Source organism: Mesorhizobium erdmanii USDA 3471, assembly GCF_000472705.1.
Classification (GTDB): Bacteria; Pseudomonadota; Alphaproteobacteria; order Rhizobiales; family Rhizobiaceae; genus Mesorhizobium; species Mesorhizobium erdmanii.
In genome coordinates, this window is record NZ_AXAE01000008.1 from 225,080 (window position 1) to 248,472 (window position 23,393).

The 23,393-nt window shown below is 61.9% G+C and carries 23 protein-coding genes; 16 read left to right on the forward strand and 7 right to left on the reverse strand.

The window, feature by feature from the left end; genetic code table 11:
* Window positions 1-4: 4 nt before the first annotated feature.
* Window positions 5-1,258 carry a tyrosine--tRNA ligase gene (gene tyrS, locus A3AU_RS0103695; protein ID WP_027051598.1) on the reverse strand — a complete coding sequence of 418 codons (1,254 nt, stop codon included), beginning with the start codon at window positions 1,256-1,258 and terminating at the stop codon, window positions 5-7.
* Window positions 1,259-1,628: 370 nt separating this feature from the next.
* Here tyrS and A3AU_RS0103700 point away from each other — a divergent pair, with 370 nt between their 5' ends.
* The 4 genes from A3AU_RS0103700 (at window position 1,629) to A3AU_RS0103715 (ending at window position 5,215) form a co-directional block, all read left to right on the forward strand.
* Window positions 1,629-2,363 carry a glycosyltransferase family 2 protein gene (locus A3AU_RS0103700; protein WP_027051599.1) on the forward strand — a complete coding sequence of 245 codons (735 nt, stop codon included), beginning with the start codon at window positions 1,629-1,631 and terminating at the stop codon, window positions 2,361-2,363.
* Window positions 2,356-2,688 carry a lipid-A-disaccharide synthase N-terminal domain-containing protein gene (locus A3AU_RS0103705; RefSeq protein ID WP_010909058.1) on the forward strand — a complete coding sequence of 111 codons (333 nt, stop codon included), beginning with the start codon at window positions 2,356-2,358 and terminating at the stop codon, window positions 2,686-2,688. The genes A3AU_RS0103700 and A3AU_RS0103705 overlap by 8 nt, the downstream gene beginning before the upstream one ends.
* A gap of 40 nt (window positions 2,689-2,728) precedes the next feature.
* The gene (locus tag A3AU_RS0103710; RefSeq protein WP_027051600.1) at window positions 2,729-4,378 is read left to right on the forward strand and encodes an ArnT family glycosyltransferase; all 1,650 of its coding nucleotides are present in this window, start codon (window positions 2,729-2,731) and stop codon (window positions 4,376-4,378) included.
* Window positions 4,379-4,444: 66 nt separating this feature from the next.
* Window positions 4,445-5,215 (forward strand): phosphatase PAP2 family protein, encoded by a 771-nt coding sequence (locus tag A3AU_RS0103715; RefSeq protein WP_245235408.1) that lies wholly within the window; start codon window positions 4,445-4,447, stop codon window positions 5,213-5,215.
* 7 nt (window positions 5,216-5,222) lie between these two features.
* Here the strand turns inward: A3AU_RS0103715 and A3AU_RS0103720 are convergent, their stop codons facing one another.
* Both A3AU_RS0103720 and A3AU_RS0103725 read right to left on the reverse strand, forming a co-directional pair.
* The gene (locus tag A3AU_RS0103720; protein ID WP_027051602.1) at window positions 5,223-5,873 is read right to left on the reverse strand and encodes an FMN-binding negative transcriptional regulator; all 651 of its coding nucleotides are present in this window, start codon (window positions 5,871-5,873) and stop codon (window positions 5,223-5,225) included.
* Between the two features lie 22 nt (window positions 5,874-5,895).
* Window positions 5,896-6,570 (reverse strand): alpha/beta hydrolase, encoded by a 675-nt coding sequence (locus A3AU_RS0103725; protein WP_027042409.1) that lies wholly within the window; start codon window positions 6,568-6,570, stop codon window positions 5,896-5,898.
* A gap of 239 nt (window positions 6,571-6,809) precedes the next feature.
* Here A3AU_RS0103725 and A3AU_RS0103730 point away from each other — a divergent pair, with 239 nt between their 5' ends.
* The 7 genes from A3AU_RS0103730 (at window position 6,810) to sufA (ending at window position 13,905) form a co-directional block, all read left to right on the forward strand.
* On the forward strand, window positions 6,810-7,988 hold the full coding sequence (locus A3AU_RS0103730; protein WP_032916845.1) for a cysteine desulfurase family protein: 1,179 nt from the start codon (window positions 6,810-6,812) through the stop codon (window positions 7,986-7,988).
* A gap of 186 nt (window positions 7,989-8,174) precedes the next feature.
* Window positions 8,175-9,692 (forward strand): Fe-S cluster assembly protein SufB, encoded by a 1,518-nt coding sequence (gene sufB, locus A3AU_RS0103735; protein ID WP_027051604.1) that lies wholly within the window; start codon window positions 8,175-8,177, stop codon window positions 9,690-9,692.
* Between the two features lie 27 nt (window positions 9,693-9,719).
* Window positions 9,720-10,475 (forward strand): Fe-S cluster assembly ATPase SufC, encoded by a 756-nt coding sequence (gene sufC / locus A3AU_RS0103740; protein WP_015318168.1) that lies wholly within the window; start codon window positions 9,720-9,722, stop codon window positions 10,473-10,475.
* Between the two features lie 25 nt (window positions 10,476-10,500).
* Complete coding sequence (gene sufD, locus A3AU_RS0103745; protein WP_051355277.1) at window positions 10,501-11,769, forward strand: Fe-S cluster assembly protein SufD; 1,269 nt, start codon at window positions 10,501-10,503, stop codon at window positions 11,767-11,769.
* A gap of 4 nt (window positions 11,770-11,773) precedes the next feature.
* Window positions 11,774-13,018, forward strand: a complete 1,245-nt coding sequence (locus A3AU_RS0103750; protein ID WP_027051606.1) for a cysteine desulfurase — start codon at window positions 11,774-11,776, stop codon at window positions 13,016-13,018.
* Window positions 13,018-13,419 carry an SUF system Fe-S cluster assembly protein gene (locus tag A3AU_RS0103755; RefSeq protein ID WP_418001059.1) on the forward strand — a complete coding sequence of 134 codons (402 nt, stop codon included), beginning with the start codon at window positions 13,018-13,020 and terminating at the stop codon, window positions 13,417-13,419. The genes A3AU_RS0103750 and A3AU_RS0103755 overlap by 1 nt, the downstream gene beginning before the upstream one ends.
* Before the next feature lie 105 nt (window positions 13,420-13,524).
* Window positions 13,525-13,905, forward strand: a complete 381-nt coding sequence (gene sufA / locus A3AU_RS0103760) for a Fe-S cluster assembly scaffold SufA (RefSeq protein ID WP_027051608.1) — start codon at window positions 13,525-13,527, stop codon at window positions 13,903-13,905.
* 145 nt (window positions 13,906-14,050) lie between these two features.
* Here the strand turns inward: sufA and A3AU_RS0103765 are convergent, their stop codons facing one another.
* The gene (locus tag A3AU_RS0103765) at window positions 14,051-14,548 is read right to left on the reverse strand and encodes a GFA family protein (protein ID WP_027051609.1); all 498 of its coding nucleotides are present in this window, start codon (window positions 14,546-14,548) and stop codon (window positions 14,051-14,053) included.
* 89 nt (window positions 14,549-14,637) lie between these two features.
* On the opposite strand from A3AU_RS0103765, the gene A3AU_RS0103770 reads away from it, so the two are divergent.
* Window positions 14,638-14,961, forward strand: a complete 324-nt coding sequence (locus tag A3AU_RS0103770; protein ID WP_027051610.1) for a TfoX/Sxy family protein — start codon at window positions 14,638-14,640, stop codon at window positions 14,959-14,961.
* Between the two features lie 9 nt (window positions 14,962-14,970).
* Here the strand turns inward: A3AU_RS0103770 and A3AU_RS0103775 are convergent, their stop codons facing one another.
* Together A3AU_RS0103775 and A3AU_RS0103780 are read right to left on the reverse strand one after the other, a co-directional pair.
* Window positions 14,971-15,888, reverse strand: a complete 918-nt coding sequence (locus A3AU_RS0103775) for a pseudouridine-5'-phosphate glycosidase (protein ID WP_027051611.1) — start codon at window positions 15,886-15,888, stop codon at window positions 14,971-14,973.
* Between the two features lie 76 nt (window positions 15,889-15,964).
* On the reverse strand, window positions 15,965-16,909 hold the full coding sequence (locus A3AU_RS0103780; RefSeq protein WP_027051612.1) for a carbohydrate kinase family protein: 945 nt from the start codon (window positions 16,907-16,909) through the stop codon (window positions 15,965-15,967).
* A 324-nt stretch (window positions 16,910-17,233) separates the two neighbouring features.
* On the opposite strand from A3AU_RS0103780, the gene A3AU_RS0103785 reads away from it, so the two are divergent.
* Together A3AU_RS0103785 and A3AU_RS01000000134885 are read left to right on the forward strand one after the other, a co-directional pair.
* Window positions 17,234-17,698: a hypothetical protein gene (locus A3AU_RS0103785; protein ID WP_027051613.1), complete on the forward strand. Its 465-nt coding sequence runs from the start codon at window positions 17,234-17,236 to the stop codon at window positions 17,696-17,698.
* Window positions 17,695-18,216 (forward strand): ImmA/IrrE family metallo-endopeptidase, encoded by a 522-nt coding sequence (locus tag A3AU_RS01000000134885; protein ID WP_051355273.1) that lies wholly within the window; start codon window positions 17,695-17,697, stop codon window positions 18,214-18,216. Before A3AU_RS0103785 ends, A3AU_RS01000000134885 begins: the two co-directional genes overlap by 4 nt.
* A gap of 59 nt (window positions 18,217-18,275) precedes the next feature.
* On the opposite strand, the gene A3AU_RS0103795 is transcribed toward A3AU_RS01000000134885, so the two are convergent.
* Window positions 18,276-19,151 carry an IS1595 family transposase gene (locus tag A3AU_RS0103795; protein WP_027051614.1) on the reverse strand — a complete coding sequence of 292 codons (876 nt, stop codon included), beginning with the start codon at window positions 19,149-19,151 and terminating at the stop codon, window positions 18,276-18,278.
* Window positions 19,152-19,353: 202 nt separating this feature from the next.
* Here A3AU_RS0103795 and recA point away from each other — a divergent pair, with 202 nt between their 5' ends.
* Together recA and alaS are read left to right on the forward strand one after the other, a co-directional pair.
* Complete coding sequence (recA, locus tag A3AU_RS0103800) at window positions 19,354-20,454, forward strand: recombinase RecA (protein ID WP_013895892.1); 1,101 nt, start codon at window positions 19,354-19,356, stop codon at window positions 20,452-20,454.
* Window positions 20,455-20,724: 270 nt separating this feature from the next.
* Window positions 20,725-23,391: an alanine--tRNA ligase gene (gene alaS, locus A3AU_RS0103805; RefSeq protein WP_027051615.1), complete on the forward strand. Its 2,667-nt coding sequence runs from the start codon at window positions 20,725-20,727 to the stop codon at window positions 23,389-23,391.
* The last annotated feature ends 2 nt before the right edge of the window (window positions 23,392-23,393 follow it).

Below are 23,393 nucleotides of genomic sequence, written 5' to 3' on the forward strand. Positions count from 1 at the left end.
GGCCTCAGGCGGGCCGCACAAGGATGTGTTTTTTCTTGCCCAGTGAAAGCTTTACGACGTTTTCCGGACTCAGATCCTGAAGCGTGACCGCGCGGCGGTCGTCGCTGACCGGCTGATCGTTGATACGAACCGCGCCGCCCTGGATGTGCCGGCGTGCCTCGCCGTTGGACGATGCCAGCCCGGCCGTCACCAGCAGCGACAGGATACCGATGCCGGCTTCCAGCGCCGACCGGTCCGCGTCCACGGTCGGCAAGGTGTCGGCGAGCGCGCCTTCCTCGAAGGTTTTTCGCGCGGTTTCCTCGGCCTGGTTTGCCGCGTCTCGACCGTGGACGATCGCCGTCGTCTCCGTGGCCAGGACCTTCTTGGCCTCATTGATCTCGGAGCCGCCGAGCGCGGCCAGCCGCGCGATTTCGTCGAGAGGCAGGCGGGTGAATATCTTCAGGAAGCGCTCGACATCGGCATCCTCGGTGTTGCGCCAGTATTGCCAGAAATCATAGGGTGAGAAGAGGTCGCCGTTGAGCCACACCGCACCTTTCGCCGATTTGCCCATCTTGGCGCCGGAGGATGTCGTGAGCAGCGGCGTGGTCAGCGCGTAAAGCTGCGGCGTGCCCATGCGATGGCCGAGATCGACGCCGTTGATGATGTTGCCCCACTGGTCCGATCCGCCCATCTGCAGGCGGCAGTTCTGGCGCCGGGCGAGTTCGACGAAATCGTAGCCCTGCAGGATCATGTAGTTGAATTCGAGGAACGACAGCGACTGCTCGCGGTCGAGCCGCAGCTTGACGCTGTCGAATGTCAGCATGCGATTGACCGAAAAATGCCTGCCGACATCGCGCAGGAACTCGACATAGTTGAGTTTCATCAGCCAGTCGGCATTGTTGACCATGACGGCGTCGTTCGGGCTGTCGCCGAAACGCAGTATGCGGCCGAAGATGCGCTTGATGCCTTCGATGTTGGTGGCGATCGCCTCCGGCGTCAAAAGGCTGCGCTGGTCGTCGCGGAAGGACGGATCGCCGATCATCGACGTGCCGCCACCCATCAGCGCGATCGGCCGGTGCCCGGTCTCCTGCAGCCAGTAAAGCATGGTCGCCGAGATCAGGTTGCCGATATGCAGGCTGGTAGCGGTGGCGTCATAGCCGACATAGGCAGTGACCGTCTCCTTGGCGAAAAGCTGGTCGAGGCCGGTCTCATCCGAAATCTGGTGGATGAAGCCGCGCTCGCTCATCGTGCGCAGGAAATCGGATTTGAAGGCAGGCATGGTTTGTTTCCCGAAAGCGTCAGCCCGGTCTGGCGCGGGCGTATGTGAACGGGCGCGTTTAGCATCCAAGCGCGATCAGCAAAAGTGGAATCCGGTTTTGCGCCTGATCGCACGTCAACCAGGAGTTCGCGATCAGCGAAAGTGGAATCCGGTTTTGCGTCCGCTCGCCTGCGCGCGAAGGACCACAAGATGTCTTGATGATCACCGGTTGTTGAAACGGCACAACGGGCCGTCCGGCACCAATGCTTGCTTCATCGTTTCGGCTGGCGTAATGAGGCGCCGCGCCAAAGGGTCTTGCAGCCCACGACCTAGAGCGGCACCGCACGGCATCCACCAAATGCCATATTCGACGACAGAGCCCCGACGCGACATGCCGGACGCATTGATATCCATCGTCATTCCTTGCAGGAACGAGGCGGCAAACCTGCCGCTGCTGATCGATGAGATCGAGGCGGCGATGGCTGGGCGCGACTTCGAGCTGATCATCGTCAATGACGGCTCGACCGACGAGACGGCCGCCGTGCTCACCGAGCAGGCAGCGCTTCGTTCTTTCCCGGTACGGGAATTGCGGCACCAGAAATCCGCTGGCCAGAGCCTTTCGGTACGCTCGGGCGCCTGGGCGGCACGCGGCGGTATCGTCGCCACGATCGATGGCGATGGGCAGAACGATCCGCAATACATTCCGGTTCTGGTCGACGCCTTGCGGCAGGCCGGCCCCGATTTCGGCGCCGCCCAGGGGCAGCGCCTCAAGCGCCGCGACAGCAAGGTCAAGCAACTGGCGTCGCGCTTCGCCAACTGGCTGAGAAATGCCATCCTGCACGACGAGACGCGCGACACCGGCTGCGGCCTGAAGGCGGTTCATACCGATATCCTGCGCAAACTGCCATTCTTCGACGGCACCCATCGCTTCGTCCCGGCCCTGGTCATCCAGGAGGGCTATCGCGTCGTGCATTGCGACGTCGTCGACAGGTCGCGCCGGCATGGCAAATCGAATTACGGCATTTTCGACCGTGGCCTGCAGGGTGCGCTCGATCTTGGCGGTGTCTGGTGGCTGCGCCGCAGGCGCCGCAGAATGCCAAAAGTAGAGGAAATCAAGCGTGTTTAACGTGCTTCAGGAACTGGGGACCTGGCTCCACCAGGTTTTCATCAAGCAATTCGATGCCTGGATCCTGCTCGGCTTCGTGGCGCAGTTCTTCTTCACCATGCGCTTTGTCGTGCAGTGGCTGGCCTCGGAAAAGGCCAAGCGCAGCGTGGTGCCGGTCGCCTTCTGGTTCTTCTCGCTGTTCGGCGGCGGCCTGCTTCTGATCTATGCCATCCAGCGCCAGGATCCGGTGTTCATCGCCGGCCAGGCCATGGGCATGTTCATCTACATCAGGAATCTCTGGTTGATCGCCAATGAGCGCAAGGCGGCGATGACCAAGGTCGATTGAACGGCCCGCGACATCAAGACATGACCAGAGAGGCTCAAGCATGGCGTTGAACAGGAACTACATTCTTCTTTTCCTGTTCAGCCTGGTGATGACGGTTTCGGGGCTGGCATCGCTGCCGCCGATCGACCGCGACGAGTCGCGCTTCGTTCAGGCGACCAAGCAGATGGCCGAGAGCGGCGACTATGTCGACATCCGCTTCCAGGACGCCTCGCGCTACCAGAAACCCGTCGGTATCTACTGGCTGCAATCCGCCGCCGTGACTCTGAGCGGCAAAGGCGCCGAGGCGCCGATCTGGGTCTACCGCACGATCTCGACTCTGGGCATTGCCATTGCGGTGCTGGCGATAGCCTGGACGGGGACCAATCTCTTCGGCGCCAATGCCGGCATCGCCGCCGGCCTGGTAATGGCGGCGATCTTCGCCACCGCTTTCGAGGGCCGGGACGCCAAGACCGATGCGATGCTGCTGGCCTGCTGCGTGGCGGCGCAAGGTGCGCTGGCGCAGATCTATCTGGCAGCGCGCCGCAACCAACCTGTGGCCGGCCATCTCTGGTGGATTTTCTGGATCGCGCAAGGGGCGGCGATCCTGATCAAGGGGCCGATTGCGCCGCTGCTGTCAGCGCTGACCATCGCGGTGTTGTTTGCCTTCGAGCGTGACGGGCGCTGGCTGTCGAAACTCAGGATCGGTCGCGGTCTGTTACTGGTCGTGATCATCGCGTTGCCCTGGCTTGCCGCGATTACCTGGAAGAGCCACGGCGCTTTCCTGCAGCAGGCCGTCGGCAAGGATATGCTTGGCAAGGTTGCGTCGGGCGAAGAATCGCATGGCCTGCCGCCCGGCTTCTATATGCTGACCTATTCGCTGTTCATGTGGCCGTTCGGGCTGATCGCGGTCGGCGCTGGCCTCCAGGCCATCAACCGTCTGCGCGACGATGTCAGGCTGCGCTTCTGCCTGGCTTGGTACATCCCGTTCTGGCTAGTCTTCGAGCTCATTCCAACCAAGTTGCCGCACTACGTCCTGCCGGTCTATCCCGGCGCGGCGCTGCTGATCGGATGGCTGCTGACATTGCAGCCTGATGATGCCAACACCCCGCTGAAACGCTGGCAGCAATGGCTGTGGTGGTCGACGGCCTTCGGGCTGGTCATGGTCAGCCTCGGCCTGGCGGCGGTCTGTATCGGAGCGCCGATCTATCTCACCCACACTTTCTCTTGGTGGAGCATCCCGGCCGCCGCCGCGGCGCTCGGCACGGGCTATTTCGCTTTTTCGCGGCAGTTGCAGGTGCCGCTGCCCCGCATCGGAGCCACCGCCGCCTGTGCCGGTATCACCTATGCCTTGCTGTTCGGGGTCATCGCCCCGTCGCTGAAGCCGATCTGGCTGAGCCCGGCAATCAAGCAGGCGGTGATTGCCAACCAGCCTTGCGAGACGACGGTACTGGCCTCGTCGCGGTACCAGGAACCAAGTCTGGTGTTCCTGGTCGGCACCAACACTGTTCTGACCAATGTCGGCGGCGTGGCGGAACATCTGCTTGCCGATCCCGCCTGTGCTTTGGGCCTGGCGCCGATCGAAGACGAGCAGAAACTGAATGGCATGCTTTCGGTGCAAGGCAAATCGGTGAACCGCGTCGCCGAGATCGACGGCTTCAACTATTCGTCGGGAGACAAAATGTCGCTCGGCCTCTATCGTGTGGCTCCATGACGGCTCGTCGATGAATTCCCAATGCTCGTGAAACCGCGCTCTTCCGTTTCCGCCAGGCTCCTTGCGATGGGGCGCCGATCCCCTGACAATTTTCGCGACACCATGCGGATCGTGAGAAGGCGCTTTGCCGTTCGTCCCGCGCGTTACCCCAACATCGCATGGCCGGTATGGGGTCTGGCCTGGTTGTTGCTGACGGCGGCGGCATTTGTTCTCCTCGACGCGCCGGCAGGGATGGTTCACGGCCAATGGTCGGGCGCCAGGCTGGCCGAATTCCTGACCCAGTTCGCGCTCGGCGGCTGGTATCTGATCCCGTCAGCGCTTCTGCTGGTCGCTGCCAATCTGACCGATTGGCGCAGCCTTTCCCGGCGATCGCTGATGCTGGTCTACAACTGGACCTGTGTCGCTTTCCTGGTGCTGAGCTCGGTTGGGCTGTCCGGCCTGCTGGTCAATGTCCTGAAATACGCGATCGGCCGGGCGCGCCCGCTCTACTTCCAGGATTTCGGTGTCCTTGCGCTGCATCCTTTTGCCTTCGACGCGCGCTTTGCCGGTTTTCCTTCTGGCCATGCCACGACGATGGGGGCGGTGTTCGGTGTGCTTCTGCTTTTGTTTCCACGGCGCTGGACTATTGCCCTGGTGATCACCGCCTGTTTCGCCTCGACCAGGGTTTTCGTCGGCGCGCACTATCCAAGCGACACCGTCGCCGGCTTCGGCCTTGGCTGCGCCTTCGCGCTCGCTTGTGGGCTGGTTTTTGCCCGTCTCGGCTTCATCTTCCGCCCGACGCCGTCCGGATTGCCGGTCCGCAAAGCATCGTTCCGCCTGATTGCGCCGCAGAAATAGGTCCCTGCTACTTACCGTCCAGTCCGCCGTAGGACCTCACCAGCTTGACCATGTCGGAAGAGTTGGCCACTTCGCTTTCGAGCCCTTGCGCGACGCCGGCGCGATCGGCGACGGGCCGGTTCTGGCTGACCTTCCACTTGCCGTGGATCTCGCTGATCTCGATCTCCAGTCCGATGATGCCCTTGATCTGCGACTGGATAAAGGGCGCTGGCGCATCGGTGACCGCCCAGGGCGCCGCGCGAGGACCTTCCTGCGAGGCAGTCAGGTCGCCGATCTGCTGTGCCAGCCATTCCTGGTCGTCGATCACTTTGGCGCTGCCGCGCACCTGCACGATGGCATAGTTCCAGGTTGGCACCACCTTGCCGGTCTCGCGCTTGGTCTCATACCAGGACGGCGTCACATAGGCATCGGTGCCCTGGAAGACCACCAGCACGGGCGATAACGGGTTTTCCGCGATAAGCTTCCATTGCGGATTGGCCTTGGCCATATGAGCGCGCAACCTGCCGTTCGGCATGGCGGCCGCATCGAGCAGGAACGGGATGGCATTGGCCTCCGGCCCGTCGGGCCCGTTCGAGATCAGCATGCCGAGCGGATGCGCCCTTATCAGCCCGTGCAGGACATCGGGCCGCGTTTCCTGGAAATGGGAAGGCTCGTACATCGGCGCTCGCGCCTTTCTTCGCTTACCTCAGCCGCTTCGGTCGCGGGTCGGACAATTCGCCCGCCAGCCGGCGATCGAGATAGTCGGCGCATTCCTCGATCAGAAGATCGGCGTCGTTGGCGAAAAAGTGGTTGGCTCCAGGCAGGGTCTTCTGCGTGATGGTGATGCCCTTCTGCGTGTGCAGCTTGTCGACCAGGCCTTGTACATCCTTCGGCGGCGCCACCTTGTCGGCATCGCCATGGATGATCAGGCCCGATGACGGGCAGGGCGCCAGGAACGAGAAATCATAGGTGTTGGGCTGCGGCGCGATCGAGATGAAGCCCTCGATCTCGGGCCGGCGCATCAACAGCTGCATGCCGATCCACGAGCCGAACGAATAGCCGGCGACCCAGCAGCTCTTCGAATCCGGATGCAGCGACTGGACCCAGTCGAGTGCGGCAGCGGCGTCGGACAACTCGCCGGTGCCGTGGTCGAATTCGCCCTGGCTGCGGCCGATGCCGCGGAAATTGAAGCGCAGCGTGGTGAAATCGCGCTTCTGGAACATGTAGAAGAGGTCATAGACGATCTTGTTGTTCATCGTGCCGCCGAACTGCGGATGCGGATGCAAGACGATGGCGATCGGCGCGCTCTTTTCCTTGGAGGGCTGGTAGCGTCCCTCCAGGCGGCCGGCCGGACCGGTGAAAATGACCTCAGGCATGAAATACTCCACTTACGTATACGAATGCGCGGCGCCCGGAACGAACCTTCCTCTGGCCTTGACGCAGGGCGAGCGTCTTCTTAGAAGCTAGTTTAGAACTATTCAAAACTGAGTGGCCACACGTCGAGCCCGGCCACCCGCGCCGCAAGCCGCGTAAATAGGACGGCTCGCCTTGGAATTTCAAGGAAATAACGCCATACGACAACCGAATGGCTTCTGACGGGATCAACTGGACGAAAATGGCGGTAAAACGCGCCTATCTCGACTATAATGCCAGTGCTCCGCTGCTCCCAGCGGCGCGCGAGGCCATGGTCGCGGCGCTCGAGGTGATCGCCAACCCGTCATCGGTCCATGCCGAGGGCCGTGCCGCGCGGCGCTCGATCGAGACGGCAAGGCGCGAGGTCGCGGCTCTGGTGAATGCCAGGCCAGAACATGTCGTGTTCACATCAGGCGCGACGGAGGCCGCCTCGACGCTGCTGGCCCCCGATTGGCGGATGGGGCGCGGCAGCGTGCGCATGAGCCGGCTTTACGTCTGCGAGACCGATCATCCCTGCCTGCTGAATGGCGGGCGTTTCCCGGCGGCGCAGGTGACGCCCATCGGCGTCGATGCCAATGGCATTGCCGACCTTGCCGCCTTGGAGGGGGCGCTTACCCACCATGACAAGGCCGATGGCCTGCCGCTGGTGGCGATCCATGCCGCCAACAACGAGACCGGCGTCATCCAACCGATCGATCGGATCGCGGCGATCGTCAAGGCCGCGGGCGGCGTTCTTGTCGTCGACGCGGTTCAGGCGGCGGGTCGCGTTTCGATCGACATGTCAGCTGGATACGCCGATTATTTGATTCTTTCTTCGCACAAGATCGGCGGCCCCAAGGGTGTTGGCGCCATCGTCGCCGCCGCCGATCTGATGATGCCGAAGCCGCTGATTAATGGCGGCGGCCAGGAGAAGGGCCATCGCGGCGGCACCGAAAACCTCGCCGCCATGTCAGGCTTTGGCGTCGCGGCACGCGAGGCGCTGGCCGGGCTGCATAAGATCGAAGCGGTGCGCGAACGCCGCGACGAAATCGAAACTTTCATAAAAATGCTGGTGCCGGAAGCGGAAATCTTTGGAACCGGCGCGCCGAGGCTTGCCAACACGACATTCTTCGCTATTCCGGGCGTCAAAGCCGAAACCGCGCAGATCGCTTTTGATCTGGCCGGTGTCGCGCTGTCGGCCGGGTCCGCCTGCTCGTCGGGCAAGGTTGGGCCAAGCCACGTGCTGAAAGCCATGGGTTACGGCGACAGTCTGGGCGCCTTGCGCGTGTCGATCGGCATGGCGACCGGCGCTGAGGACATCGAACTGTTTCGCACCGCACTGGCGGGTATAGCAGCGCGGCAGGCCGCCAGGGAAAAGGCGGATAGGGAAAAAGCCGCTTAGCGGTTGAACGATTTTGGGCCTTCCGGCCTGGTAGAGCCGTGCGTTTCATGCTGGCCGGGTGAATTTCCGGTCGAAGCGCACTATATGGAACTTACGCTGCCGCGAGCGCTTCTTCGGTGTTCATTTCGGCGGTGCCATAGTTTGAAAACTGTCGGGCCTTGACCCCGGCGTGGATGGAGAACGCATATGCCTGCTGTGCAGGACACGATCGATCGGGTCCGAAAGATCGACGTCGACCAATACAAATACGGATTTGAGACCGAGATTGCTGTCGACAAGGCCCCCAAGGGCCTGAGCGAAGACATCATCCGTTTCATATCGGCCAAGAAGGACGAGCCGTCCTGGATGCTGGAATGGCGTCTGGAAGCCTATCGGCGCTGGCTGACGCTGGAAGAGCCGACCTGGGCGCGCGTTCACTATCCGAAGATCGATTTCCAGGACATCTACTACTACGCCGCGCCGAAAAGCACGCCCGGCCCGACTTCGCTCAGCGACGTCGATCCTGAAATCCTGAAAGTCTACGAGAAGCTCGGCATTCCGCTCAAGGAGCAGGAGATCCTGGCAGGGGTGCAGAAGACCGACGTCTCGGAACTCGAGGAAGCCAGCGACAACGTCTACAAGTCGGGCCGCGTCGCCGTCGATGCGGTGTTCGATTCCGTGTCCGTCGTCACCACCTTCAAGAAGGAGTTGGCGCAGGCCGGCGTCATCTTTTGCTCGATCTCGGAAGCGATCCGCGAGCATCCCGAACTGGTGCAGAAATATCTCGGCTCGGTCGTGCCGACATCGGACAATTACTACGCCACCCTGAATTCGGCCGTCTTCACCGACGGTTCGTTCGTCTTCGTGCCCAAGGGCGTGCGTTGCCCGATGGAGCTGTCGACCTATTTCCGCATGAACGAGAAGAACACCGGCCAGTTCGAGCGTACGCTGATCATTGCCGAGGAGGGGGCGTACGTCTCCTATCTCGAAGGCTGCACGGCGCCGCAGCGCGATGAGAACCAGCTGCATGCCGCGGTCGTCGAACTGGTGGCGCTCGACGATGCCGAGATCAAATACTCGACGGTGCAGAACTGGTACCCCGGCGACGCCGACGGCAAGGGCGGCATCTACAATTTCGTCACCAAGCGCGGTGACTGCCGTGGCGACCGTTCGAAGATCTCGTGGACACAGGTCGAAACCGGTTCGGCGATCACCTGGAAATACCCGAGCTGCATCCTGCGCGGCGACGACTCTTCCGGCGAGTTCTACTCGATCGCCGTGTCGAACGGTTACCAGCAGGTCGATAGCGGCACCAAGATGATCCATCTCGGCAAGAACACGTCGAGCCGCATCATCTCCAAGGGCATCGCCGCCGGCTTCTCGCAGAACACCTATCGCGGGCAGGTCTCGGCGCACCGCAAGGCGACCAACGCCCGCAACTTCACCAATTGCGACTCTCTGTTGATCGGCGACCAGTGCGGCGCGCACACCGTGCCCTACATGGAAGCCAAGAACTCGACGGCGCAGTTCGAGCACGAAGCGACGACGTCGAAGATTTCCGAGGACCAGAAATTCTACGTCATGCAGCGCGGCATTCCCGAAGAGGAAGCGATCGCGTTGATCGTCAACGGCTTCGTCAAGGACGTCATCCAGCAACTGCCGATGGAGTTTGCCGTCGAAGCGCAGAAGCTGATCGGCATCTCGCTTGAGGGCTCGGTCGGCTGACCGGACAGATATTCAGGAAACCAAAGAATGCTTGAGATCAAGAACCTGCATGCCCGCATCGTCGATGACGGCACCGAAATCATCCGCGGCCTCAACCTGACCGTGAAAGCCGGCGAGGTAGCCGCGATCATGGGACCGAACGGTTCGGGCAAGTCGACGCTGTCCTATATCCTCGCCGGCCGCGAGGACTATGAAGTCACCGAAGGCGACATCCTCTATAATGGCCAGTCGATCCTCGAAATGGATCCGGCCGAGCGCGCCACGTCAGGCATCTTCCTCGCCTTCCAGTATCCGATGGAAATACCGGGCGTGGCGACCATGGAATTCCTGAAGGTGGCGATGAACGAGCAGCGCAAGGCGCGTGGCGAGGAGCCGCTGAAGATCCCGGAATTCCTGAAGCGGGTGAAGGAAGCCGCCGCGTCGCTCAGCATGGACATGGCAATGCTGAAGCGACCGCTCAATGTCGGCTTCTCCGGCGGCGAGAAGAAGCGTGCCGAGATCCTGCAGATGAAGCTCTTGGAACCAAAGCTCTGCGTGCTCGACGAGACCGATTCCGGCCTCGACATCGATGCGCTGAAGATCGTTTCCGACGGCGTCAACGCGCTGCGCGCGCCCGACCGGGCATTTTTGGTCATCACCCACTACCAGCGCCTGCTCGAGCACATCGTGCCTGACAGCGTGCACGTGCTCTACAAGGGCCAGGTCATCAAGTCCGGCGACAAGTCGCTGGCGCTCGACCTCGAAGCCAACGGCTATGCCGGCGTGATCGGCGAAGCCGCGTGAGATGCCAGAAGGCAAGGTCAAACTGATGAATATGCACACACAACCGCAGCGGACACCGGCCGAGACCGCGTTGATCGACGCGTTCGGCGACCGGCTGTCGCTGTTGCCGGGCGACGGGGCGGTGATGCTGAAGCGCGACGACGCCATCGAAGCGATCAAGCACGGCCTGCCGACGCGGCGTATTGAATCCTGGCACTATACGGACCTGCGCCGGCTGTTGAACGTCGTGCCGGCCTTCGATCCGGCCGCCTTGGCCAAGGCCGTCGCGCCTATCGTCGAGGGCTCCGCCGTCCTGCCGGTGCTCAACGGCACATCCGATGCGAAGGCGCCTGCCATCGAGGGCGTTGCCGTGCAGCGCCTGTCGGAAAAGCTGATCGACGGCAGCATCGTGCTCGGGCTCGACCCCTATGGCAGCGATGATGCGATCGGTGCACTGAACACGGCTTTCGTCGCTGACGGGTATTTTGTCGACATCGCCGATGGCGTCGAGTTGGAAAAGCCGATCGAGCTGCAGAATTTGCAGGCCGGCGGCCAGACCCATGTGCGCCTGCCCGTCCGCGTCGGCGCCGGCGCCAAAGCGGTCATCGTCGAGCGTCAGGCGGGTGAGGGGGCTGCCCTGGTCAGTTCCGTCAGCCAGCTCGTGCTCGGCGAAGGCGCCGAGGTGACGTGGCTGATCGTCCAGGAGCAGCCGGACACGGCGACGCATCTGGCGCAATTCAAGGCCCATATCGGCAAGAACGCGAAATTGACGCTCTTCGTCATGAACGCAGGCGGCAAGCTCGTGCGCCAGGAGATCATGGTCAAGACGACGGGCGAAGGCGCCGACTTCAAGCTGCGCGGCATCAATCTTCTGGCTGGCGACGCCCATACCGATGTGACCATGGTGCTCGACCACGCCGTGCCGCACACCACCTCGACTGAGATCATCCGCAACGTGGTGACGGGCAAGGCGCGCGGCGTCTTCCAGGGTCGTATCAACGTCCATCAGTACGCGCAGAAGACCAACGCCAAGATGGCCTGCAACACGCTGCTTCTGTCGGACGACGGCGAGTTCTCGACCAAGCCGGAGCTCGAAATCTTCGCCGACGACGTCGTCTGCGGCCACGGCGCGACCGTCACCGAGATCGACCACGACCATCTGTTCTACCTGATGGCGCGCGGTGTCGACGAAAAGTCCGCGCGAGGATTGCTCGTCAAAGCCTTCGTCGCCGAGGTGATCGAGGAACTGGACGACGTTACGATTGTCGAGGCGCTGGAAGCACGGCTGGACGATTGGTTTTTGACACACGGGTGATATGATGAACGCTCCAGGCAAGATCGGAGATTTCTACGACGTCGAGGCGATCCGTCGCGACTTCCCGATCCTGTCGCGTGAAGTCTACGGCAAGAAGCTGGTCTATCTCGACAACGGTGCCTCTGCGCAGAAGCCGCAGGTGGTGCTGGATACGATTCAGCATGCCTATTCCCAGGAATACGCCAACGTCCATCGCGGCCTGCATTTCCTGTCCAACGCAGCGACCGACGCTTACGAAAAGGCGCGCGAAACGGTACGCCGCTTCCTCAACGCACCGAGCACCGACAACATCGTCTTCACCTCGAACACGACCTCGGCGATCAACACGGTTGCCTATGGCTATGGCATGCCCAATATCGGCGAGGGCGACGAGATCGTGCTGTCGATCATGGAGCACCACTCCAACATCGTGCCCTGGCATTTCATCCGCGGGCGGCAAGGCGCCAAACTGGTCTGGGTGCCGGTCGACGATCTCGGCGTCTTCCACATCGAGGAATTCGAGAAGCGTTTGACCGACCGCACCAAGCTTGTCGCCATTACCCAGATGTCGAATGCGCTGGGCACGGTGACGCCGATCAAGGAGATCGTGCGCATCGCGCATGCGCGCGGCATTCCGGTCCTCGTCGACGGCAGCCAGAGCGCCGTGCACATGCCGATCGACGTGCAGGATCTCGATTGCGATTTCTTCGTCTTCACCGGTCACAAGGTTTATGGTCCTTCGGGCATCGGCGTGCTCTACGGCAAGAAGGACATTCTCGCCGGTATGCGCCCGTTCATGGGCGGCGGCGAGATGATCGAGGAGGTGACGGAAGACATCGTCACATACAACGAGCCGCCGCATCGCTTCGAAGCCGGCACGCCGCCGATCGTCCAGGCGATCGGGCTGGGTGCGGCCCTCGATTACATGGAAAAAATTGGCCGCGAACGCATCGCCGCGCATGAGGAAGACCTCAAGATTTATGCCCACGAGCGGCTGCGCGCCGTCAATTCGCTGCGCATCTTCGGCGACGCACCCGGCAAGGGCGCCATCATCTCGTTCGAATTGCAAGGTATCCATGCCCATGACGTGTCGATGGTGATCGACAGGCAGGGCGTGGCTGTCCGCGCGGGCACCCATTGCGCCCAGCCGCTGTTGAAACGTTTTGGCGTAACCTCCACATGCAGGGCATCGTTCGGCATGTATAATACAAGGGCCGAAGTCGACGCTTTGGCCGAGGCGCTTGAAAAAGCGCGTAAATTCTTCGGGTGATGACGACCATGGACGATGTGAGCACGACCGCTGGGACCGCGCCGGAAACGGCTGCAAATGGCATTGTTTCGGCCTCGGCCATTCCCGCCGACGAACTGGCGCGGCTGACCGACGACATCGTTTCGGCGCTGAAAACCGTCTACGATCCGGAAATCCCGGCCGACATCTACGAGCTTGGCCTCGTCTACAAAATCGACATCGAGGACGACCGCTCGGTCAAGATCGACATGACGCTGACCGCGCCCGGCTGCCCGGTGGCCGGCGAAATGCCGGGCTGGGTGGAAAACGCCGTCGGCGCCGTCGAAGGCGTGTCTGGCGTCGAGGTCAACATGACCTTCGACCCGCCGTGGACACCGGACCGCATGTCGGAAGAGGCACAGGTGGCGGTAGGTTGGTACTAGGCAGGCAAAGGCTGGCGCACTTGCGCCTGTGGTAAAACTTCACCATTTTAGGTGAGGAATCATTCGGCAGGCCTTGAACCTGCATGGAATGGAGAAGGAAAAAGAATGGGACGCTTCGCCGTCATCACGATGACAGAAAAGGCCGCCGACCGGGTGCGCGAGATCGTCGCCACACGCGACAACGCGCATGGCATCCGTCTTGGCATCAAGAAGGGCGGCTGCGCCGGCATGGAATACACGGTCGACCTGGTGACCGAGCCCAACACCAAGGACGACCACATCGAGCGCGACGGCGCGCATGTCTATGTCGCGCCGGAGGCCGCCCTTTTCCTGTTCGGCACGCAGATGGATTTCGAGCAGACGACATTGCGCACCGGTTTCACCTTCCACAACCCGAACCAGAGTTCGGCCTGTGGCTGCGGCGAATCCGTCGAACTGAAGCCGGCCGACTTGAAGGCGCTGGCGGAAGCACGCGCCTCTGCCTGATCTTCCTTCGCCCCGTTTACGGGGAGGTGAGGAATGGTCCGCGTAGCGGACGAAAAGCCAATTGCTTGGCTTTTCGAATGATGAACGGTCCGAAGGGCCGGATGAGGGGCAGCGCCAAGTTCTGAGAAGCTGACGCCGCCCCCTGTCACTCCACCCACATGCCGGTCCGCTTGTGCCAGTCGGCGATCGACTCTTCCGGGTAGACATCGAACACCTTGTCGCGCTTGCCGATCACGGGTTCGACCCAGTTCGCCTTGTATTTCAGCATCAGATGCACCTTTTCAGGCGGCTTCGGCAGGTCGCTGTCGATCGCCGACGCGAAGGGATGCACTAGCTCCGGCCAGGTCGGGTCATAGAGCCACAGCGCCGACCCGCATTTCTTGCAGAAATTGCGCTCGCCGGTCGAGACCTCGCAGTTAGGATGCTCGTCATCCTCGATCTCGGCGCGGTAGACGCCGAGGCTCCTCTTGCCCCTGATGTTCAGCGTTTCGTAGTCGGCGCCGAGATTGATGGCGAAGCCGCCGCCGCCCTGTTGCTTGCGGCAGATCGAGCAGTAGCAGAGCATGAACGGCACCGGCGTGTGGCTTTCCACCTCGAAACGCACGGCGTTGCAGCGGCAGGATCCCTTGAGCAGAAGCGGCATGACAAACACTCCGACGGAATGACCTCAATCTGTCAGCATGATTTTGGTCGCGCGATGACAATGTCAAATGCCGATGCCATGATCGCGGCATGGACAATGAACGCATCGCCGAACTTTTCGAGGGCCTGGGCCCGGTCAGCATCCGCAAACTGTTCGGCGGCAAGGGCATCTATTTCGACAGCGTCATCGTCGCCATCGTGCTGCGCGGCGAATTGAAGCTGAAGGCAGACGAGGAGACGATCCCCGATTTCGAAGCCGCCGGTTGCCAGCAATGGACCTATACCGGGTCGCGCCACGGCAAACTGGTCGCCATGCCCTATTGGAGCATCCCCGACAGCGCTTTCGACGATCCGGACGAGATGACGGTGTGGGCACGCCGCGCCTATGAGGCGGGGCGGCGAGCCGGGAAGTAGTCGCGCTAACTACAGCGCCTTGGCGATCACGGCCGCCAGCCTTGCATTGTTTTCGACCAGCGCGATGTTGGTCTTCAGGCTCCGGCCACCGGTCAGCTCCAGGATTTTTCCCAGCAAATACGGTGTCACCGCCTTGCCCGTCACGTTGAGCGCCTCGGCGGCTTTCTGCGCGGCCTCGATGTAGCCGGCCATCTCGCCAGCCGGGATTTCGTGATTTTCCGGCACCGGATTGGCGACCAGCAGGCCGCCGCCGAGACCCAGCGCAACCCTGGTTTGGTAGAAATGCGCGATCTCTTCCGGTTTGTACAAGGTCAGCGGCGCGCGAAACGGCGACTGCCGTGACCAGAAAGCCGGCATGGTCTCGCAGCCGTGGCCGACGACGGGCACGCCGCGCGTCTCCAGGACTTCCAGCGTCTTTTCGATGTCGAGAATGGCCTTGGCGCCGGCCGACACGACGATGACCGGCGTGCGCGCCAGCTCGTCGAGGTCGGCCGAGATATCAAAGCTCTTTTCCGCGCCCTTGTGGACGCCGCCGATGCCGCCGGTGGCGAACACTTTTATCCCGACCATGTGGGCCGCGATCATCGTCGCGGCGACTGTCGTGCCGCCCGTGCGCCCCTGCGCGACGGCGAAGCCGAGGTCGGCGCGCGACAGCTTCATGGCGTCGCCGGTCATGGCCAGCGATTCGCGTTCGCCGTCGGAAAGGCCGATCTTGATGCGGCCTCCGACCACGGCGATCGTCGCCGGCACGGCGCCGCCGTCACTGATGATCTTCTCGACATTGGCCGCCATGGCGCCATTGTCGGGGTAGGGCATGCCATGGGTGATAATGGTGCTTTCCAGCGCCACAACCGGGCGTCCGGCTGCCAGGGCTTGCGCCACCGGCGCGTGAACGTCGATGAAGGGGCGGGCGGTCTCTGGCGTCATCTCTAATCTCCAACCCGGTGTGCGTGCATCCATCGGGACGCGCACGCGGCACTCCGGCACTATGAATTTGCCGGTCTCATGCCACTTCCCTGGCATCCGGCACAAGGGCCAGCGCTTCCGCGAAGCTTGCCGCGGTGAAATCGGCAACGGCGTCCGCGCTTTCGATGGCCAGCGTCGCCGCCGCGACGCCTTCCCGCAACGCCGCCCGCAAGGGCAAGCCGCGCAGCAGGGCCGCGATCGTTGCCCCCGCCAGTGCATCGCCGGCGCCGGTGACATCGGCAACTCTTCGCGGCGGCGGCGGCAGGATCGAGAAGACGCCGGCCGCGTCGAAACCCAGCACCGGTGCGCCGCCCGCCGTCACGACGCCACTGGTAAGGCCGCTGCATCGCAACCCGTCGACGAGATCTCGCTCGGTGACATTTGCATGAGCTCCGGCCAGCGCCAGGGCTTCCCGCCGGTTCATGAATAGCTGGGCCAATTCGCCGAGCACCGGTATCAGCCGCGTCACCTTGGCCGGCGAAATGGCGATGGCGAATACGGGTTTGCCGGCGGCAAGCGACACCAGGCGTTCCAGTGCCGCCGAAGGCAGATTGGCATCGCACAACACGGCGTCGGCGGCGGCGATCGCCTCGCGGACCTTGGAGCGCCTCATCTGCTTGGGGAACGCCAAATCGTACAGCGCCATGTCGGCAAAGCCGACGATCAGCTCGCCCTCGCGATCGATCAATGCCGTGTAGCTCGGCGTCGTACGGTCGAGAAAGACCGCCGACAGATCGGTAATGCCGGCTTGCGCGATGGCTCTCGAAATGCTGTCCGCCGCGGCGTCGCCGCCGCGCATCGACATCAGCGAGCCCGATACGCCGCGCCGCACCGTGCTGCGCAGCGCGTTGAAGACGCCGCCGCCGACATCCTCGCGCATCATGCCGGGATTGGACGCGGCCGGCACATAAGCGCCGGACACCTGGCCTCGCCGGTCGATATGGGCGCCGCCCACGGCGAGTATCTCTATGGATTTCAACATGCCGGCGATACGCCCATTGTTATTGCAGCCGCACAAGCGCCAGGCTGCAGGATGGTGTTCTCGCACGCAAGGCGGCGATTCGGCGAACCGAAACAGCGAAGCCCGCTGGACCAATGCTGGACGCATTCCTGTTCGATGGGATGTCTCCCCTTCGAACATGTAAAAATTGCTAGGAAAAGAAGCCCGCTCCCCGTTCGATTCGGATAGTGCGCTATTGCGCAGGATGGCGCTGCTGGCCCCTGCGTCGCACCCCCGAAACAATCCTGTCAAGATGCTATTCCCATCTGTTCACAAACTGTGGATAATGACTACAAGTGACACCATATGAAGAACGAGTCGTCGGGGGAGGCTATGCGGATATGGGGGCCGTTGTCGGCTGCGATCCACATCGGCTCGATAATAGCCATCGCTCTGCTGGTTTTCAGAGCGCAGCTCGTTGACCCGGCGCTCTACGCTGAAGCCAAGAGCCAAGCTGGCCTCGATGCAATCCATATCGCCTCTCAACTCGGGCGGCTTGATGTGGTGTCGCTTTGCTTGGCGATGTTTGGACTACTGATTGGCATTGCCGCCATCTTCGGCTTCATAGAAGTACGGTCTGGAGCCAGGGACGCGGCAAGCGATGTGGCTAAAGCAGAGGCTAAGGCGCATATGGACAAATACCTCAATGAGGAAGCCCCGACCATAATTCGGACCTACGTTGAGCTTATAATTCCTCCGAATAAGGGCCCCTCTGGGGATGATGTAGCGGAGGCATATAGCGAGAGGGAAAAGCCGAAAGAAAAGCCATGAGCAAGGTAACCGACATCATCAAAAAATATACGCTAACAGCGCCAGTCGATGTCGAGAGAATTGCGTCGGAGCTTGGCCTAGATATTGTTTTCAGCGCTCTCGGCGACAAGATTTCTGGAAAAATCCAGAAGGTGGACGCCGACCAATACCTCATCGTCGTGAACGACGATGAATCGCCCGTACGTCAGCGGTTCACAATCGCCCATGAGATCGGTCACTTCCTTTATCATCGCGATCTTATCGGCGATGGCGTAGCGGACAGTCCTGCCTACAGATCGCCAGACGAAAAGATTTACGAAACAACGCCGCTTGAGCGCCGGCACGAGACTCAAGCAAATCAGTTTGCGGCGAATATCCTCATGCCTCATGATCTTATCCGCCACATAGAGGCGAGACACCCGGGGATAACGTACCCCGAGTTGGCGAAGAAGCTTGATGTGTCATTGCCAGCCTTGCGCGTCAGGAAGGGCCTATCACCCTACCCGGATGCACTTGAGGAGTTTAACGTTGTCGAATGAAACTGAAATTGACCGCCGCTTTGATCGGCTTCTAAGAGCGATGGCTACCAAGCCAGCCCTCACCGTTCCGGGCGCGGGAACGATTGCAGCAAGAGGTCAAGCATCAGGTGCGGTTCCTGACGAAGGTTCTGCCGGTATTCGAACTCCCAAAGGTAAGTCTGCAACCACTTCTTCGAAACCGAAACGTAAGTCCCGGCCATCGAACGCCTAACGTGCGACCAGAAAGCTTCGATGTTGTTGGTGTGAACCTGCCCGTTCACGTACTCGCCGGCACTGTGATTGACGGTGCCGTGCATGTAGCCGTTTTCCGCCAATTCACCGTATGAGAGCATTTCGTCGGTAGCGATGCGCGAGCCCTGTTTAACCCACTTGAAAATGGCAGGCATGATGTGGCGAGCCTTGCGGCTGGGGAGAACTTGCGTAACCACATCGCCGCCGCGCTCGATGGCACCAAAGATAACCGCCTTATCGTCTTCGCCGCGCTTATCGACGCCGCCGAAAAACATCTCGTCGGCCTCCACAATGCCGCCATCCTTGCCGCCAAGTGGGTTGTCGCCATCGACATAGCCCATGTACTGGCGGATCAGGTTGCACATGCGCCAAGCCGTCTTGTAGGTCACGCCAATGGTGCGCTGAACTTCCTTCGCCGAGACGCCGTTGCGGGATGAGCAGAACAGGAACATGACGGTAAACCAGTCGCGCAATGACGTGCGCGTGGCTTCGAACGGCGTGCCAGCGGTCGGATAGACCTGCGCACCGCAGAAGTCGCACTCGTAGCAGCGGCGAGCCTTCACGCGGTGGAATTTGGCCACGCGATGGCACTTGGCGCATTCATGCCGTTCGCCGTACCGCGTCACCATGAGGTGTTCGAGGCAGGCGTCTTCAGAAACGAATCGCTCTTGGAACTGACGAAGGGTGGGGAGTTTGTTGCTCATGTCTGATTATGTAGCATTTCCCACTACATGTTTCAAGGGGATACATCCGTGTTCGATCATTTGGTACGAAAAAAGAACAAATCGGGATATCTTTTGTTTTTCAATTATTTGAGCCCTCTTGCCAAACGAGAACAAAAAAGGTACAAATTCACAGGGATTACGGATTGTCCGGCCTTCATTGACGACCAAGGGGTGATGTATCATGGCTCAGAATTCTTTGCGGCTTGTAGAGGACAAGGCAGTGGACAAATCAAAGGCTCTGGATGCGGCGCTGTCGCAAATCGAGCGGGCTTTCGGCAAGGGCTCGATCATGCGGCTCGGCGCGAACGAGCAGGTCGTCGAGATCGAAACGGTGCCGACCGGTTCGCTCGGCCTCGATATCGCGCTCGGCGTCGGCGGCCTGCCGCGCGGCCGCATCATCGAGATCTACGGCCCGGAAAGCTCGGGCAAGACGACGCTGGCGCTGCACACGGTGGCCGAAGCCCAGAAGAAGGGCGGCATCTGCGCCTTCGTCGATGCCGAACACGCGCTCGATCCGGTCTATGCCCGCAAGCTTGGCGTTGACCTTGAAAACCTCCTGATCTCTCAGCCCGACACCGGCGAGCAGGCGCTGGAAATCTGCGACACGCTGGTGCGTTCGGGCGCCATCGACGTGCTGGTGGTCGATTCGGTCGCGGCGCTGACGCCACGCGCCGAAATCGAGGGCGAGATGGGCGATTCGCTGCCCGGTCTTCAAGCGCGTTTGATGAGCCAGGCGCTGCGCAAGCTGACCGCCTCGATCTCGCGCTCCAACACCATGGTCATCTTCATCAACCAGATCCGCATGAAGATTGGCGTCATGTTCGGTTCGCCCGAGACCACGACCGGCGGCAATGCGCTGAAGTTCTACGCGTCGGTGCGCCTCGACATCCGCCGCATCGGCTCGGTCAAGGATCGCGACGAGGTCGTCGGCAACCAGACCCGCGTCAAGGTGGTCAAGAACAAGCTGGCGCCGCCCTTTAAGGTGGTCGAGTTCGACATCATGTATGGCGAGGGCGTGTCCAAGACCGGCGAACTGGTCGATCTCGGCGTCAAGGCCGGCGTGGTCGAGAAGTCGGGTGCCTGGTTCTCCTACAATTCGCAGCGTCTTGGCCAGGGCCGCGAAAATGCAAAGCTGTTCCTGCGCGACAATCCCGATACCGCACGCGAGATCGAACTGGCGCTGAGACAGAATGCCGGGCTGATAGCCGAAAAATTCCTCGAAAATGGTGGTTCTGAAGGGAACGGCGACGACGGTTTTGAGGACGAAGCCGGCGCGATGTAGGCAACGGACAGAGTTCGGCCATAAAGTCGGTCTATGATCTGAAGCTTAAGTAATTGAGTTCTTTGGTACCGCGTTCAAAACCGCCGGCCTCGCGCCGGCGGTTTTTGTTTTTGGGCGCCGTGAAGCCGGCCTGACAGCGCCTCGGTTGGCCCAATTTTGTGTTTCTGGACAGGCTCGGGCGTGCCCGCTAAAAGGCCAAGTCTATCTCTGGACAAGCAGGGACCAGTCTCCGCCGGCCTTGCCGGCGGTTTTCGCGAAAAGGCAGCAGTCATGAGTGGCGTGAACGAGATCCGGTCGACATTTCTCGACTATTTCCGCAAGGAAGGCCACGAGGTCGTGGCCTCGAGCCCGCTCGTGCCGCGCAACGATCCGACATTGATGTTCACCAATGCCGGCATGGTGCAGTTCAAGAACGTCTTCACGGGTCTGGAGAAGCGGTCCTATTCGCGCGCCACAACCGCCCAGAAGAGCGTTCGCGCCGGCGGCAAGCACAACGACCTCGACAATGTCGGCTACACCGCGCGCCATCTGACTTTCTTCGAGATGCTCGGCAATTTCTCCTTCGGAGACTATTTCAAGGAGCGCGCCATCGAGCTTGCCTGGAACTTGATCACCAGGGAATTCGGGCTCAAGAAGGACAAGCTGCTGGTCACCGTCTATCACACGGACGATGAGGCGGCCGGCTTCTGGAAGAAGATCGCCGGCTTCTCGGACGATCGCATCATCCGCATCCCGACCTCGGACAATTTCTGGGCGATGGGTGACACCGGACCTTGCGGACCGTGCTCGGAAATCTTCATCGACCGTGGCGAGCACATCTGGGGCGGCCCTCCCGGAAGTCCCGAGGAGGACGGCGACCGCTTCCTCGAATTCTGGAATCTGGTGTTCATGCAGTATGAACAGGTGACGAAGGAAGAGCGCGTCGACCTGCCGCGCCCGTCCATCGACACAGGCATGGGCCTGGAGCGCATGGCCTCCATCCTGCAAGGGGTGGAAAGCGTCTTTGAGACCGACCTGTTCCGGCACCTGATCGATGCGGCGTCCTCCGCCCTCGGGCGCGCTCCGGATGCGGAAACGGTCGCGTCCTACCGCGTCATCGCCGATCATCTGCGCTCGTCCTCCTTCCTGGTGGCCGACGGCGTCTTGCCGTCGAACGAAGGCCGCGGCTATGTGCTGCGCCGCATCATGCGCCGCGCCATGCGCCATGCACAGTTGCTCGGCGCCAACGAGCCGCTGATGTGGAAGCTGGTGCCGGCGCTGGTGCGCGAGATGGGCCAGGCCTATCCGGAACTGCTGCGCGGCGAACAGCTGATCACAGAGACGCTGAAGCTCGAGGAAACCAGGTTCCGCAAGACGCTGGTGCGCGGCCTCGGCCTGCTCTCGGAGGCGACGGAGACACTGCACGCCGGCGACATGCTGGACGGCGAGACGGCGTTCAAGCTCTACGACACCTACGGCTTCCCGCTTGATCTCACGCAGGATGCGCTGCGCCAGCGCAACATCTCGGTCGATCTTGCCGGCTTCACCAATGCGATGGAGCAGCAGAAGGCAGAGGCGCGCAAGCACTGGGCGGGGTCAGGCGAGGCCGCCACCGAGACAGTTTGGTTCTCGGTGCGTGAAAAGGCCGGCGCCACCGAATTCCTCGGCTACGAGACCGAACAGGCGGAGGGCCTGATCCAGGTGCTGGTCAAGGACGGCAAGGCGGTCGACAGCGCCGGCAAGGGCGACGCCGTCGCGGTGGTCGTCAACCAGACGCCGTTCTATGGCGAGTCCGGCGGCCAGATGGGCGACACCGGCATTATCTCGGGCGAAGGCTTCTCGATAGACATTTCCGACACGCAGAAGAAGGCCGATGGGCTGTTCGTGCATCTCGGCAAGGTGGCGAGCGGCACCGTCAAGACGGGCGCTGCCGTCGAGCTGAAGGTCGATCATGCACGCCGCACCAGGCTACGTGCCAATCACTCCGCCACGCATCTGATCCACGAGGCGCTGCGCGAGGTGCTGGGCACCCATGTCGCGCAAAAAGGCTCACTGGTGGCGCCCGAGCGCCTGCGTTTCGACATCTCGCACAACAAGCCGATCTCGGCCGAGGAGCTTGAGGAAGTCGAGCGCATGGCCAACGAGATCGTCGTGCAGAACAGCCCGGTGACCACGCGCCTGATGTCGGTCGACGACGCTATTGCCGAGGGCGCCATGGCGCTGTTCGGCGAGAAATACGGCGACGAGGTGCGTGTCGTGTCGATGGGCACGGGCCTGCATGGCGTCAAGGCCAAACGGCCCTATTCCGTCGAACTCTGCGGCGGTACGCATGTCAGGGCGACCGGCGATATCGGCTTGGTGCGCGTCGTATCGGACAGCGCGGTCGCCGCCGGCGTGCGCCGTATCGAGGCATTGACCGGCGAAGCCGCTCGCAAGCATCTCGACGAGCAGGACAGGCGTCTGAAGGCGGCGGCAGCCGTGCTGAAGATTTCACCGGCCGACGTGCCGGCGCGCGTCGAGGCGCTGCTCGACGAGCGCAAGAAGCTCGAGAAGGAACTGACCGAAGCACGCAAGAAACTGGCGCTGGGCGGCGGTGCCGCGGCCGGTGCGCCCTCGGAGAATGAGACGGTCGCGGGCGTCGGCTTCCTCGGCAAGTCGGTCTCCGGCGTCTCGCCGAAGGATCTGAAGCCGCTGGCGGACGCCGGCAAGACCTCGCTCGGCTCCGGCGTCGTCGTCTTCGTCGGCGCCGGCGAGGACAACAAGGCAAGCGTTGTGGTCGCCGTCACCGACGATCTCGTCGGCCGCTTCAGCGCCGTCGACCTGGTGCGTGTCGCCTCCGCCGCCTTGGGCGGGCAGGGCGGCGGCGGGCGCCCGGATATGGCGCAGGCCGGTGGCCCCGACGCATCGAAGGCCAATGATGCGATCGCGGCTGTAAAGGCGGCGCTCGAAGCCGCCTGAAA